This window comes from Cupriavidus sp. UYPR2.512 (assembly GCF_000379565.1).
Taxonomy (GTDB): domain Bacteria; phylum Pseudomonadota; class Gammaproteobacteria; order Burkholderiales; family Burkholderiaceae; genus Cupriavidus.
This window is the reverse complement of record NZ_KB903075.1, coordinates 14,598-28,629: the sequence shown is the minus strand read 5'-3', so window position 1 is coordinate 28,629 and position 14,032 is coordinate 14,598. Positions and strand designations below refer to the sequence as shown.

Here is a 14,032-nt window from a genome sequence, read left to right as displayed (position 1 = left end):
GGCCGGCGCCGCGCCAGACAGACGCGGTCGGCACCAGTTCACGGATATGCGAGAACAGCCAGCGATTGCGCGGAAACCTGTCGGCGCCCGGCGTATGCGTGATCAGCCGGTCCGGCGGCGGCGGGAAGCCCTGCATCCAGCCCAGGCGGTTCGGGTCGCTTTCCAGCGCGGCGACCAGGGTCGGCGCCGCGGCTGCCGGGGCGGCCGCACTCCCGGCGGTGCTGCCGGCGCTCTGGCTCCAGGCCGGCAGACTGGCCGCGCACAGCGCCATGCATGCCAGGCGGCGCCAGGGACGCGAGGATTCCGGATAGGTCTTCAACGACATGCTGTCTCCTTGCTTTGTTTTGATTGAGGGATTGCCGCCCGCGGGCTAGCCCGCCTGCGCATCCGCGCTCTGCTGGTGCTCGATCAGGGCCGCGGTCAGCTTGTCGATGCAGCGGTCCAGCGTCTGCACTTCCGCTTCCGTCAGCACCGAGAGGAACATCTTCTCCAGCACGTCGCCGCGCTGGTACGTCTGCGCGACAAGTGCTTCGCCCGCCGCTGTCAGGTAGAGGTTCAACTGCCTGGCATCGGCCTCGCCGACCTCACGGCGCAGCAGGCCCCGCTTTGCCAGCGCGGTGACCAGCTTGGAAGTCACCGTTTTCTCCAGCAGCACTAGCTCGATCAGGCGCGTCAGCGTGAGGCCCGGCTCCAGCCCGGCAAAGCGCAGCACACGCAACTCCCGCAGGCCGATGCCGAACTCGCGCTCGTAAAAGCCCGAGGCAGAGCTCTTGGTCATTTCACAGAGGCGGTTCAGGCGGAACGACATGAATTCCAGGATGGAATCCGTGGTGCTGGCAGTGTTGGACATGGGAACGCGGTGATCAGGCGGCCAATAGATTCTATTGGCAATAGTTTCCATCAGCAACTAACCAAGGGTAAATACGGTTCGACGGGCTATCGCCGGGCAAAAGAAAAGGCCCGCTCCAGGATTCCTGGCAGCGGGCCGGTCCAGGCAGCGCGGCGGCTGCCTTAAGTGCTCAACCGCGATCAGTCAAGCAGGTGCCCCATGCGCGTGCGCTTGGTGGCCAGGTACTTCTCGTTCTCGGCGTTGGATGGCACGATGTGGCGCAGTTGCTCGGTGACAGTGATGCCAGCCTTCTCAAGCGCGGCGGCCTTGAGCGGATTGTTGCTCATCAGGCGCACCGACTTGACGCCCCACTGGTGCAGCAGGTCGGCGGCAAAGGCGTAGTTGCGCGCGTCGATCGCCTGGCCCAGGGCCAGGTTGGCGTCGACCGTGTCGAGCCCGCCGTCTTGCAGGCGGTAGGCGCGGATCTTCTCGGCCAGGCCAATGCCGCGGCCTTCGTGTCCGCGCAGGTACAGCAGGATGCCGCGGCCTTCGGCGGCGATCTTTTCCATCGCGAGCTCGAGCTGCGGGCCGCAGTCGCACCGGCAGGAACCGAACACGTCCCCGGTCAGGCATTCGGAATGCATACGGATCAGGACGTCATCGCCCGTCACATCGCCCACGCTGAGGGCCAGGTGTTCGATGCCTGAATCGGCGCCCTTGAAGGCGTGCGCCGTAAAGTCGCCGAATCGCGTCGGCAGGCGCGCCGAGTCGATCAGCTCAATTTCTGTGTCATTCATACCGGAATTCTTGGTCAAAAGGCGGGGGCGCGGCCCGGCACCGCCGACATTATGAGCGGAATTGCGCCTTCGCGCTCGGATTCCCCGCCGTGGCGAGGCGGGACGGCCGTCGGCAAAGTCCTACAGCAGTACGCGCGATCCACTTATGCAGCGGCTTAAAGCGAGTCGGTAGACTCAGTTTACAAGGACATCGCCGGAGCCGTTCCCAGGCATCCGAAGCGCATTGCGCATCACCTGACGGCGGCCCCCGGCCCCAGCAGGAGCAGGCCATGACCGGTAATCCCTTGAACGCTGAGCAAGCCAGTACCAAGATCGCCGCACTGTTCGACACCAAGTCGGCAGCCAGCGACGCCGCCGAACGGGTCTGCCATGAGGCCCACCTCAGGCGCGGGCAAGTGCGGCTGGTGCATCCATACGAGGCCCACTTCGGCCGCAAGCTGGAGCCCGAGAACGACGCCATCGCGCGCACCGCGGTGCGCTCGCACCTGATGATGGGTGCGCTGGGCACCGTGATCGGGCTGGCCATTGTCGGCATCCTGCATCGGCAGGAGGTCGAGGCCGTCATGGACAGCCCGGGCCTCGCCGCCGGGGCGTCCATCTTCCTGGGCCTGGTGTTCGGCATGCTGCTGGCAGGGCTGATGACCGCACGGCCGGACCACCAACTGGTGATCACGCCGGTGCGTGAGGCCGTGCAGCATGGCCGCTGGGCGCTGCTGGTGCACCCGACCACACCCCAGCAATGCCACGAAGCCTTGCGCGCGCTGCGCAATACTACCGCCGAAGTGCTCAGGACAGCGTGATCAGGGCTCGACTGAAGGCTCGCGCTTGAGCGTGCGCAGCACAAAGGTCGAGCGGCTGTGGCGCAGGCCAGGCAGTTTGTAGAGCTTGTGCCGCAGGAACTCCTCATAGCCCTGGGTCCCCGCCACGGCGACCTTGATCAGGTAGTCATAGTCCCCGGTCAGCAGGTAAGCCTCCATCACTTCCGGCAGTTCCGCCAGCGCCTTGCCGAAGCGGTACAGCATGTCGTCGTCATGCCGCTCCAGCGTGACCTCGATCAGCACGGTATCGGGCAACCCCAGCGCCTTCTGGTTCAGCAGCGCAGCGTAGCCTTCGATCACCCCGCTTTCTTCCAGCGCGCGCACGCGGTTCCAGCAGGGCGTGGCCGACAGGCCGACTTGCTCGGCCAGCCGCGCATTGGACAGGCGGCCATCGCGCCGCAGTTCACGCAGGATGCGCCGGTCGGTGTCGTCGAGTTTGGGCGGGTGTGCCATAGCCATAGCTAACTAGAAAAAAAACATCCATATATTCTGCCATATGTGGATGTTTATTCTCGAATACAAGCCATACAAGAGAAAATAGAGAAGCCAATTTTGCGTAACGGCTGGTAAATTTACCTATCGAACGACCTGCCGGAAACGACACATGCCAGCCACCACCCTCCCTACCCTGCGCCTCTCGCTGCGACTTGAAACCGCCGACCTGTTCGGCGCCATGGAATGGGTGCTGGCCAATGCGCGCCGTACCGGCCTGGCGCCGGCGCAACTCAGCTTCGACGCCGCCCGGCAGCCCGTGCTGCATGCCACTCTGACGGCGGAGGATGCCGGCCTGCTGTGGCTGTTCCTGCGCCGCCTCGACAATGGTTTCGACGTGGAACTGCTGTTTGCCGACGTGGATGACCCGGACAGCGATGCCGTGGCCGACCCGGCGCCGCGCGCCGTCACGCGCCGCACCGGCAGCGAGCTCGCGCTGACCGCCTGATACCGGCCGCTGCGCGGGCTACGCGGCCTGCGGCAGCAGCTCGATCCCATCGAGCTGCGCCGCGCACGTATCGCGCACGATCGAGACAAAGTCCGCCACGTAGGGCCGGCGCGCCATCGCCGCCGGCACCGTGGCGTAGAGCTCGCTCCACAACCCTCTGGCACCGATGCGCTTGGCCAGCACGTAGTCGTGGTCGACGTAGTTCTTCACGCCCCAGTTGGGCAGCGCCGCCACGCCGCGGCGGCTGGCTACCAGCTGCAGCACCGCAACCGTCAGTTCCGCCGTGCGCCGTTCCAGGCGGATGCCCGCGGGCTCCAGCACCTCGCGGATCAGGTCGATGCGCTGCTCGGGCACCGGATAAGTAATCAGCGTCTCGCCGGCCAGGTCCCCGGCTTCGATGCGGCGCTTGTTGCGCAGCCGGTGCTCATTGGCGATAACCGCCAGGATCTCGAAGCGGAACAGCGGCGCCACCTCCAGCCCGCGCCGGGCCGCCGGCTGCGAGCCGATCACCATGTCGGCGCGGCCGTCACTGAGCAGCGCGATCGGGTCAGCGTGAAAGCCCGCCACCAGGTCCACCTCCACTTCCGGCCAGCGGCGGCGGAACTCATCCATCACCGGCATCAGCCAGTCGAAGCAGGTATGGCATTCCAGCACCACGCGCAGCTCGCCGCGGGTGTCGCCCTTGAGGCGTTCGATATCGCGGTCGGCCGCGCTGACCGCGGCCAGCACCTCGCGCGCCAGCGCAAGCAGGCGTTCGCCCGCCGGCGTGAAGCGCAGCCCCTGGCGCGTGCGGTCGAACAGCGGCAGCCCGTAGTGCGATTCGATCGCCTTGATCTGGTGCGACAGCGCTGACTGGCTGACATGCACGCGCTCGGCCGCGGTGGCCAGCTTGCCGGACTCGGCAATCGCCACCAGCGAACGCAAATGGCGGACTTCGATCATGCCGTGCCCCCAACGTGCCGCCAGCCCATCTTGATATGAAATCCATTCATATGTTGTTTAAAACTTGTCGCTTGATTCATTTTACGGGCAAACCGACACTGTGCGCCAGACATCTTCCGGAGCAACATCCATGGCACGCACCCATATCCTCGGTTTTCCCCGCATCGGCGAACGCCGCGAACTGAAATTTGCGCAAGAAGCGTTCTGGCGCGGCGATCGCACCGAAGCCGAGCTGCGCGACGTGGCCGCGCAACTGCGCCGCCGCCACTGGCAGCTGCAGGCCGGCCACGGCCTGGACACGGTCGCCACCGGCGACTTTGCCTATTACGACCAGATGCTGAGCCTGACCGCGCTGCTGGGCGCGCTGCCGCGCCGATTCGGCTTCGATCCGGCACAGCTCACGCTGACGCAGTACTTCGAGCTGGCACGCGGCAACCGCGAGCAGCCGGCCATGGAAATGACCAAGTGGTTCGACACCAACTACCACTACCTGGTCCCGGAACTGGACGCCGAGACCACGTTCGAAGGCGGCCCGGCATGGTTCTTCGAGGAAGCCGATGAGGCGCTGGCGCTTGGCCTGCGCGCCCGCCCGGTGCTGATCGGGCCGGTCACCTACCTGTGGCTCGCCAAGAGCCATGTGGCGGGCTTTGACCGCCTGACGCTGCTGCCGCAACTGCTGCAGGGCTATCGCCGCATCCTCGGCCAGCTCAAGGCGCGCGGCATCGAATGGGTGCAGATCGACGAGCCGGCGCTGTGCCTGGACCTGGAGCCGGCCTGGCTCGACGCTTTCGACACCGCCTACGCTGCATTGCGCGCCGCCGGCCCCAAGCTGCTGCTGGCCACCTATTTCGACACCGCCGCCGACCATGCGCAGCGCGCCGCCGCCCTGCCAGTCGATGGCTTCCATATCGACCTGGTGCGGGCGCCGGAACAGCTGGCAACGTGGCAGGCCGCGCTGCCCGCGCACGCCGTGCTGTCGCTGGGCGTGATCGACGGCCGCAATACCTGGCGCACCGACCTGCGCCGCGTGCTGGACACGCTGCGCCCGGTGCAGGCCGCGCTGGGCGAGCGCCTGTGGCTGGCACCGTCGTGCTCGCTGCTGCATGTGCCGGTGTCGCTCGCGCATGAAGTGCGCGTCGATGCCGAGCTGAAGTCGTGGCTCGCCTTCGCCACCGAAAAGCTCGACGAGCTGTCCGTGCTGGCCCGCGCATTGAATGAAGGCGACGCCGCCGTCGCCGAAGCGCTGGCAGCATCCGACGCCGCGCAGGCCTCGCGCCGCGCCTCGCGCCGGGTGGTCAACCCGCGTGTGCAGCAGCGGCTGGCAGCCGTGAGCGCCGGGATGGCCAACCGCGCCAGCCCCTTTGCCGAGCGCATCGAGCGCCAGCGCCAGGCGCTGCAGCTGCCGCTGTTGCCGACCACCACGATCGGCTCGTTCCCGCAGACCGCCGCCATCCGCCAGACCCGCGCCGCCTTCAAGCGCGGCGAGATCGGCGCGCTCGAATACCTGGAACGCATCCGTGCCGAGATCGCGGTGGCCGTGCGCAAGCAGGAAGCACTGGGGCTGGACGTGCTGGTGCACGGCGAAGCCGAGCGCAACGACATGGTCGAGTACTTCGGCGAGCAGCTGTGCGGCTACGGCTTTACCGAGAACGGCTGGGTGCAGAGCTATGGCTCGCGCTGCGTCAAGCCGCCGGTGATCTACGGTGATGTGTACCGGCCCGAGCCGATGACGGTCGATACCGCCCGCTATGCGCAATCGCTGACCGAGCGGCCAATGAAGGGCATGCTCACCGGCCCCATCACCATGCTGCAGTGGTCCTTCGTGCGCGACGACCAGCCGCGTGCCACCACCGCGCGCCAGCTGGCCCTGGCCATCCGCGACGAAGTGTGCGACCTGGAGCAGGCCGGCATCCGCGTGATCCAGATCGACGAACCCGCGCTGCGCGAAGGCTTGCCGCTGCGCCGCGCCGACTGGGATGCCTACCTGGACTGGGCCGTCACGGCCTTCCGGCTGTCGGCCAGCGGCGTGCAGGACCAGACCCAGATCCACACCCATATGTGCTATGCCGAGTTCAACGACATCCTGCCCGCCATCGCGGCCATGGACGCGGACGTGATCACCATCGAGACCTCGCGCTCGGCGATGGAACTGCTGGAAGGCTTCGGCGACTTCGACTACCCGAACGAGATCGGGCCGGGTGTCTACGACATCCACTCGCCGCGCGTGCCGTCGGTGCAGGCCATGGAACGGCTGCTGGACCGCGCCTGCGAGGTGGTGCCGCCGCAGCGGCTGTGGGTCAACCCGGACTGCGGCCTGAAGACGCGCGGCTGGGAAGAAACCGAAGCAGCGCTGGCCAATATGGTCAGCGCGGCGCGGGCACTGCGCGAGCAGTTGGCGGCGCGAGGGGCCACCACCTGGAAGCGCGTCACCGGGACGGCAGCGGGCACCGCCGCGGCCGTGCCCCACGCCTCCGGCGCCTGCACGACCTGCACCACGCACGCGCACTGAGCCGGCTCACATGACAAAGGCCGCATGCCTGCGTGGGCATGCGGCCTTTGCCTTGCCGATGGCGTCGCCGTCAGTTCACCCGCATCACCGCCGGCGGCATCCAGGTGCCGTCCAGCAGCACCTGCTCCGGCCAGTACGCGCGCAGCATCATGTTCAGGCCATCGGGCGGCGCCGGCAGCCAGTTCGCTGCCTTGGCGCCGGCCGGGCGCTCGTGCTGGATATAGATATCGAGCGAGCCGTCGCGGTTGTAGCGCAGCCGGTCGCGGCTGCCGACGGCGTAGCGCTGGATCGGATTGGGAATGAACGCCTGCCGGTCGTTGTACAGCGTCAGCGACCAGAACGCGCGCACCGGCGGCAGCTGGTCCTTGGCGAAATGCAGCACATAGCTTGCCCCGCCCTGCAGCGGCTTGCCGTTGGCATCCGTGCGGGTGGAGGCGTAGATCGCGTCTTCGGGCAGGTTGGCGCCCAGGCCCACCCACGCGGTCACCGCGCGGCGGCCGTAGCTGGTGCCATAGGTGCCCAGGTCGCGATGCATGACCCAGCCGTTGCCGGCATCGGCATTGCCCTTGCGCGCACCCTGCACGATGGCCGCCAGCGCCGCGGTGGCGCCCTCCTGCACCGCGCGCGCGGTGGAGGGCTCCATCACCGTGGTCTTGAACGGCACCCCGGGGGTGATGCCCATGCGGCGGAGCTTGTCGACCATGGCGGCATCGGCTGGCGCCGGCGGATTGGCCGGCAGCAAGGCGGCAAAGCGCGTGAAGAAGGCCTGTGCATCCATTGCCGCCACCTGCTCCACGGGCGAGCTTTCAGTGTCGATGGCCGTGGGCCGCGGCGCAGCCTTCTCTGGCACGCGCCGCCCGCCGCCCCAGGCTGACAACGGCGTCAGCCGGTACTGGTCCTGCAGCCGGTGCACCGCCGGGAAGTCCTGCTTGCCATCGGCCTGCGTGCGGCCGATCAGCCAGACCATCGACGTGGGCGAGCGGATCTCCTGCATGCCCTTGGGCAGCGTGCCGCGCCAGTCAGGCCCGGTGATGACGAAGTTGCCGCGGCGGGTGCCGGTGGTGCGCTTGCCCGGCGACGCGAACACATTGGTCCACGCATCCATCAGCGGCATCAGGTAGTAGCGCCCTTGCGTATCGGGCACCGACAGGATGACCGGCTCCCTGGACAGGTCGAGCCAGGCCGACGAATACAGGGTGTCGGCATTGGGGCTGACCACGTCGGTGAAGCTTGCGTCCGGGAAGCTGCGCTTGTGGCTGAAGGTATTAACCGGTGTGCGCAGCGTCATCAGCTCGCGCGTCACGTCCATCAGCACCATCGGATAGGCGAAGGTGAAGACCTCGGCGGACAAGGCCTTCATGGCCTGGTCGGACGGCGGTTGCTCGGCGACTGCCGGGCTGGCCCCGTGATCGGGCGCTGACGCACAGCCTGAGAGCATGACGGCGAGCGTGACCGCGCTCGCCAGTTGACGAAAGGATGGCTTCATGACCCCATTTTCCCAATGTTCTTGCGGCTTTTCGGGCGTTGCGGCTATCACTGCCGGCATGTCTCCCCGAAGGCGCATCTATTCCGTGCGCATCTTGTCCCGCGCGCCGGTGACCTGTCAATTCCTCTGAAGTCGGGAAGCGAGGGCAAGCGCACCGAGCGCCAGTGGCATCGGTCAGGGGTGAATCATAAAGCACCACAAGGAGTGATGAAAGCCGCACCCCATGGCTGCGGCCGGGATCCTTTCCCGGCCTCGGGTCTCAGCGCGTCAGGAAATCCAGCACCACCTTGCTGAACGCCTCGGCCTGCTCCAGGTTGGAGATATGCGCGGCCTCCAGCTCGACATAGTGGGCGCCCGGGATCGTCTGCGCCAGGAACACGCCATCGCGCGGCGGCGTGGGCAGGTCGCCCGAGCCGGCGATGACCAGCGTCGGCGTGGCGATTTTTTCGATTTCCGCGCGCAGGTCGGCATCGCGCACGGCCAGGCAGTTGGCCGCATAGCCCGCGGCCGGGCTGGCACTGAGCATGGCGCGCAGCGATGCCACCAGCCCCGGATGCGCTGCTGCGTACGGCGGGGTGATCCATTTTTCGACCACCGCGGCCGCGATCGATGCCACGCCGTCGCGCTCGACCGCCGCGGCGCGGTTGGTCCAGTTCTCCGGCGGGCCGATATAGGCAGCGGTATTGCACAGCACCAGCTTCTGCAGGCGCTGGCCATGGTTCAGGGCCAGCCACATGCCAGTGATGCCTCCCATCGACAAGCCGCAGAAACTGGCCTCGCCAATGCCAAGGTGATCGAGCAGCGCGATCACGTCGCCGCCGAGTTGCGCGATGCTGTACGGACCCGCCGGCACCGACGACTCGCCATGGCCGCGCGTGTCATAGCGCAGCACGCGGAAGTGCTGGCTGAAGGCCGCCACCTGCGGCTCCCACATGCTGAAGCTGGTCCCCAGCGAATTGGACAGCACCAGCACTGGCAGGTGCTCGGCGCCATCGAGGCGGTAATGCAGTCGGACGTTGGCGAGGTCGGCGTATGGCATGGCGTTTGGCTCAGGATCAGGGGGCTGGGTGGCGGGCGCTCAGTTCGGCGCGATGGCCGAACCGTGTTGCGCCAGCGGCGTGACCTTGATCTCCATGTACGGGTACAGCGGCAGCGCGGTCAGCAGCGTGTGCAGTTCGTCATTGTCGCCGACATCGAAGATGCTGACGTTGGCGTACTGGCCCACCACGCGCCACAGGTGACGCCACTTGCCTTCGCGCTGCAGGCGCTGCGACATGGTTTTCTCGTCGGCCTTGAGCTGCGCTACCAGCTGCGGATCGAGCGATGCGGGAATCTTGACGGTCATTTCGGCCATGAACAACATGGGGTCTCCTGGTCTGGGGGTACGGTGGGATGGAGGCAGCGTGGGCTGCCTCGTCAGAGATGGCGCACGCCGTCGAGATAGGCCTTGCGCCAGCGCACGATGCGCACCTCGGCGAACAGGCCCGCCTGCGTGAACGGATCGGCGTCGATGAATTGCTGTGCCGCGTCGCGGGTGTCGACATCGACGATATAGACGCCGCCACCGGCATCCGAGCCATCGTCGTTGAGCTTGGCGCCGCAGGCCAGCAGCAGCGCCTTGTTGGTTTCCAGGTATTCCAGGTGGCTGGCGCGGGTGGCCTGGCGCACCTGCTGGTGATTGGGCTTGTCGACGGTTTCGATCAGGTACGGCATGGCAGTCCTCCTGTCAGCGGCACGCTGGCCGCGGGTCAAAGTCAGGCAATCTGCGCGCCCCACAGCAGCAGCGCGGCAATGTAGATCAGGCCCACCCAGAACATCATGATCACGGTGTAGCCCATCACGTCCTTCAGGTTCAGCTTGGACAGCGCCAGCGCCGGCAGTATCCAGAACGGCTGCACCAGGTCGTTCCAGGCATTGCCGAGCATCACCGACATCGAGGTCTGGCTGACCGAGCTGTTGATGGCCTTGGCCGCATCGACCATGAACGGGCCCTGGATCATCCAGTGGCCACCGCCCGAAGGCGCGAAGAAGTTGATCACGAACGAGCTGAGCAGCCCCCAGAACGGCAGCGTCTGCGGCGTGGCGATATCCACGAACACGCGCGAGATCGTATCCACCAGCCCCGAGCCGGCCATGATCGCCATGATGCCTGCATAGAACGGATACTGCAGGATGATGCCGGAAATGGTCTTGATGCCTTCGTTCAGCTTGGCCACGTAGTTGACCGGCGTGCCCAGCAGCAGCACGCCCGCGAACAGGATCAGGAAGTTGATCAGGTTCAGGTCGAGCGAGCCGCCCTGCGTGAAGTAGATGACCGCGTAGGCCATGCCGCACAGGCCGATGGCCAGGCTCAGGATGCGGCTGTTGTTCAGGCGCGCCGCCAGGGTGTTCTCGCCACCCATGCTGTGGGCCGAGCCGGTCTCGGCCTTCGCGGGTTCCTGGTCGCGGCGGATCTCCACGACATCGGCCGGGTTGCGCGGATGCAGCCAGGCATTGAGCAGCGGCAGCGTGACGATCACCGCCAGGCTGGTCAACAGCATCGGCGCGGAGAAGATGGTTTCAGACAGCGGGATCACGCCCATCAGCTTTTCCATCGGGTGGCCCGGGGTGGAGATCAGCACCGGGATGCTGGCCGACAGGCCCAGCCCGTACAGGGTGAAGCCGCTGTACGCGGCCGCGATGATCAGCGGGTAATGCACGCCACGGACCTTCAGCGCCAGCTTCCTGGCGATGATGCCGCCGATCACCAGCCCGAAGCCCCAGTTCAGGTAGCTGCCAATGCCGCCCACCAATGTGGCGACGATCACCGCGGTGCGCGGCGAGTGCACCGCGCCGACGATGCGGTCGAGCATGCGGTCAGTGAACGGCGCGGTGGCCAGCACATAGCCCATCGCCAGGATCACCGCCATCTGCGTGGTGAATGCCAGCAGGTTCCAGAATCCCTTGCCCCAGCTGGTGATCACGGCCGGGGCTGCCTGCCCTTGCACCGTCACCGCCAGCGCCATCGTCAGCAAGGTCAGGCCGATGGCAAATACAAAGGGATCCGGCAGGTACCGGCGCATGAGTTCGGTGAAGAACCCGGCGATCTTGCTCATGGTTTCCTTGTCTCCAGTGTCAGCCAAAGTTACGTCATTAGAACTACAGTTCTATATGCGAACTTTGCAAAAGGGCGTGGCTATCCTAATGGCCGGTCGACTGGTAGGTCAAGGAAATGGGGAAGCGGGATTACCGTCGTTTCACACAACAATTATGGAATTTGCGGCCTGGAATTTTCAGCACAGGCGCCCTGCAATGCGGCGGATCGGCAGGGTCAATAGCGCATCTGCACATCGTCGACCTTGCCCGTGCGCGAGTTGTACAGGCAGGCATAGTGGAAGCCGATCGCCGACGAACTGTCGTCAGGTTCGAACACACCTTCACCGTTGACCGAGGTCTGCGCATTGGGGCCCACGTAGTACTGCTCGCGGTCGACCATCAGCATCACGCTGCCGGGCTGCGGGTAGCGGCGCTTGAGGGCTTCCGCCACGGCCGGCTCGCAGGCGGTGGACGCGGCCCTGGATGCGGCTTGTGGATCGACGGTGATGCGGGTGGTGGCCGGGGGCACAGGGCGCGGTGCCATCTGCGGCGGCGTTTCGCAGGCGGCCAGCAGGCACGCCAGCGGCAGGCACAGGCAAGAAGCTCGGATCACGCGGACCTCCTCCGAAGAGGGCGCCGGCAACGGGCACCCCAAAAAGTGAAGCGGAGCTATCAGATTACTGCCTCTGGCCGGAAAAGCCAAAGCCGGCGCGCCCCGGCAGCCCGGCAATCCCCGGCGATAGCGAATCGTTGAACGCGGCTAAACTATGGCTCGCGGCAGCGCCCCCGGGTTCCGGCCAGTTGCGCGCCGCCAGCACAACCATGATGCCGACACAATGACAACCACAGAGACAAGCGGCAACCGCACTGCCACCCCTGCCCCCCTGCTGCGCACCGCCGCCAGCCTGCTCGTCGTGCGCGATGCGCCGGCCGGCATGGAAGTGCTGCTGGTACGCCGCGTCGAACGCGCCAACGACCGCAGCAGCGGCGCCTACGTTTTCCCCGGCGGCACGCTCGACGCGCAGGACAACGCCCTGCACGCGCATGCCCACGGCCTGGACGACGCCCTTGCCAGCGAACGCCTGGGCCTGCCGGCCAGCGGCCTGGACTTCTACCTGGCCGCCTTGCGTGAATGCTATGAAGAGGCCGGCCTGCTGTTTGCCTGCGACCGCGACGGGCGCCTGCAATCGCCGCACCAACTCGACGCCGCCGGGCAGGCGCTGCTGCGCGAGGCCGTGCAGCGCGGCGGCCCCGGCCTGGCCCATGCTTGCGAGCAACTGGGCCTGCGCCTGGCGGTCGACCGGCTCGCCTATCACAGCTACTGGCTGACGCCGCCCGGCCTGCCCAAGCGTTTCGATACCCGCTTCTTTGTCGCCATCGCCCCCGAAGGCCAGGTGGCCGTGCCCGACGGCACCGAGGTCGTGGAGCACCGCTGGACCCGCCCCGGCGAGGCCGCCGATCCCGCCAGCGGCCTGCCGCTGATGCACGTCACGCGCCGCACGCTGAGCTCGATCGCACAGTTTGAGAGCGCCGCGGCCTGCTTCGCCTATTTTTCGCAGCTGCGCGGCATTGCCTGCATCATGCCGCGGCTGGCCACCGGCGCGGCCGGCGTGCGCCCGGTGATGCCCAACGAGCCGTGCTACGCCGAGATCGCCCGCATCGATCCCGACGGCAACACGCACGGCCGTTATGAGCTGGCACCGGGCGTGCCGGTACGGCTGTCCGAGCGCGTCTGGCGCGTGACCGCCAACAACGGCAGCGTGATGACGGGCCCGGGCACCAACACCTACCTGGTAGGCGGCGGCGCGCGCAATGAATGGGCTGTGATCGATCCGGGCCCGGACGATGGCGAGCACGTGCGCGCCATCCTTGCTGCCGCACCCGGTCCGATCCGCTGGATCCTCGCCACGCATACCCACCTGGACCACTCGCCCGCGGCCGCCGCGCTGCAGGCCGCCACCGGCGCCACGGTGCTCGGGCGTGCCGCGCCCGCCGGCCAGTGGCAGGACGCCAGCTTCGAACCACAGCGCGAACTGGACCACGGCGAGCGCCTTGCCATCACTGAGGACTGCACCCTGCGCGTGTGCCACACGCCGGGCCACGCCTCGAACCACCTCTGCTACCTGCTGGAAGAAGAAAAGACACTCTTCACCGGCGACCACGTGATGCAGGGCTCGACCGTCGTCATCGGCCCGCCCGATGGCGACATGCGCGCCTACCTGGACTCGCTCGCAGCGCTGCAGGACGAAGACCTCGACTGGCTGGCGCCGGGGCATGGCTTCCTGATCGCGCGGCCGCAGGACGCCATCCGCATCCTGGTCCGGCACCGGCTGCAGCGCGAGGCCAAGGTCGCTGCCGCGCTGCGCCAACTGGGCCCGGCACTGGTCAGCGAGCTGGTCCTGCGCGTCTATGACGATGTGCCGCCGCGCATGCATCCGGTCGCGCAGCGATCGCTGCTGGCGCACCTGCTCAAGCTGCGCGATGACGGCAAGGCGCAGGAAGCGGACGGCATCTGGTCGGCCACGGCGTAGCGCCGGCACGGGCATCGGGGCCAGTTGAAGTTTTTTGGCGGGGGGCTTGCGCAAACCAGAAATTGCGCTACAATGGCGCCTCTCGTGTGCGGCTGTAGCTCAGTT

General features: G+C 67.0%; 14 protein-coding genes and 1 pseudogene. 4 read left to right on the top strand and 11 right to left on the bottom strand.

What is annotated here, in order from left to right; all coding sequences use genetic code 11:
• The 3 genes and pseudogenes from A3A5_RS44120 to ribA all read right to left on the bottom strand — a co-directional run.
• A pseudogene (locus A3A5_RS44120) lies at positions 1-325 on the bottom strand (6-aminohexanoate hydrolase); the annotation flags it as partial.
• A 45-nt stretch (positions 326-370) separates the two neighbouring features.
• Positions 371-850 (bottom strand): MarR family winged helix-turn-helix transcriptional regulator, encoded by a 480-nt coding sequence (locus A3A5_RS0120250; RefSeq protein WP_018312351.1) that lies wholly within the window; start codon positions 848-850, stop codon positions 371-373.
• Between the two features lie 179 nt (positions 851-1,029).
• A complete protein-coding gene (ribA, locus tag A3A5_RS0120245) occupies positions 1,030-1,626 on the bottom strand; it encodes a GTP cyclohydrolase II (protein WP_018312350.1) in 597 nt (198 codons plus the stop codon).
• 269 nt (positions 1,627-1,895) lie between these two features.
• Here ribA and A3A5_RS0120240 point away from each other — a divergent pair, with 269 nt between their 5' ends.
• Positions 1,896-2,426 carry a hypothetical protein gene (locus A3A5_RS0120240; RefSeq protein WP_018312349.1) on the top strand — a complete coding sequence of 177 codons (531 nt, stop codon included), beginning with the start codon at positions 1,896-1,898 and terminating at the stop codon, positions 2,424-2,426.
• Here the strand turns inward: A3A5_RS0120240 and A3A5_RS0120235 are convergent, their stop codons facing one another.
• Positions 2,427-2,897 (bottom strand): Lrp/AsnC family transcriptional regulator, encoded by a 471-nt coding sequence (locus A3A5_RS0120235; protein WP_018312348.1) that lies wholly within the window; start codon positions 2,895-2,897, stop codon positions 2,427-2,429.
• Between the two features lie 151 nt (positions 2,898-3,048).
• Here A3A5_RS0120235 and A3A5_RS0120230 point away from each other — a divergent pair, with 151 nt between their 5' ends.
• Positions 3,049-3,384, top strand: a complete 336-nt coding sequence (locus A3A5_RS0120230) for a hypothetical protein (RefSeq protein WP_018312347.1) — start codon at positions 3,049-3,051, stop codon at positions 3,382-3,384.
• An 18-nt stretch (positions 3,385-3,402) separates the two neighbouring features.
• Here A3A5_RS0120230 and A3A5_RS0120225 read toward each other — a convergent pair whose 3' ends face one another.
• Entirely contained in the window at positions 3,403-4,326 is a 924-nt protein-coding gene (locus A3A5_RS0120225; protein WP_018312346.1) for a LysR family transcriptional regulator, read from the bottom strand.
• 130 nt (positions 4,327-4,456) lie between these two features.
• Here A3A5_RS0120225 and metE point away from each other — a divergent pair, with 130 nt between their 5' ends.
• Positions 4,457-6,835 carry a 5-methyltetrahydropteroyltriglutamate--homocysteine S-methyltransferase gene (metE, locus tag A3A5_RS0120220; RefSeq protein WP_018312345.1) on the top strand — a complete coding sequence of 793 codons (2,379 nt, stop codon included), beginning with the start codon at positions 4,457-4,459 and terminating at the stop codon, positions 6,833-6,835.
• A gap of 70 nt (positions 6,836-6,905) precedes the next feature.
• Here the strand turns inward: metE and A3A5_RS0120215 are convergent, their stop codons facing one another.
• From A3A5_RS0120215 to A3A5_RS0120190, 6 genes are all read right to left on the bottom strand, one after another.
• Positions 6,906-8,321, bottom strand: coding sequence for a DUF1254 domain-containing protein (locus A3A5_RS0120215; protein ID WP_026200943.1), 1,416 nt, complete (start codon positions 8,319-8,321; stop codon positions 6,906-6,908).
• 259 nt (positions 8,322-8,580) lie between these two features.
• Positions 8,581-9,360, bottom strand: coding sequence for a 3-oxoadipate enol-lactonase (pcaD, locus tag A3A5_RS0120210; RefSeq protein ID WP_018312343.1), 780 nt, complete (start codon positions 9,358-9,360; stop codon positions 8,581-8,583).
• Positions 9,361-9,399: 39 nt separating this feature from the next.
• Positions 9,400-9,684 (bottom strand): muconolactone Delta-isomerase, encoded by a 285-nt coding sequence (gene catC, locus A3A5_RS0120205; RefSeq protein ID WP_018312342.1) that lies wholly within the window; start codon positions 9,682-9,684, stop codon positions 9,400-9,402.
• A gap of 53 nt (positions 9,685-9,737) precedes the next feature.
• The gene (locus A3A5_RS0120200; RefSeq protein ID WP_018312341.1) at positions 9,738-10,034 is read right to left on the bottom strand and encodes a YciI family protein; all 297 of its coding nucleotides are present in this window, start codon (positions 10,032-10,034) and stop codon (positions 9,738-9,740) included.
• Positions 10,035-10,075: 41 nt separating this feature from the next.
• Positions 10,076-11,416: a short-chain fatty acid transporter gene (locus tag A3A5_RS0120195; RefSeq protein WP_018312340.1), complete on the bottom strand. Its 1,341-nt coding sequence runs from the start codon at positions 11,414-11,416 to the stop codon at positions 10,076-10,078.
• Between the two features lie 215 nt (positions 11,417-11,631).
• Complete coding sequence (locus A3A5_RS0120190) at positions 11,632-12,009, bottom strand: hypothetical protein (protein WP_018312339.1); 378 nt, start codon at positions 12,007-12,009, stop codon at positions 11,632-11,634.
• Between the two features lie 223 nt (positions 12,010-12,232).
• Here A3A5_RS0120190 and A3A5_RS0120185 point away from each other — a divergent pair, with 223 nt between their 5' ends.
• Complete coding sequence (locus A3A5_RS0120185; RefSeq protein WP_018312338.1) at positions 12,233-13,927, top strand: MBL fold metallo-hydrolase; 1,695 nt, start codon at positions 12,233-12,235, stop codon at positions 13,925-13,927.
• The last annotated feature ends 105 nt before the right edge of the window (positions 13,928-14,032 follow it).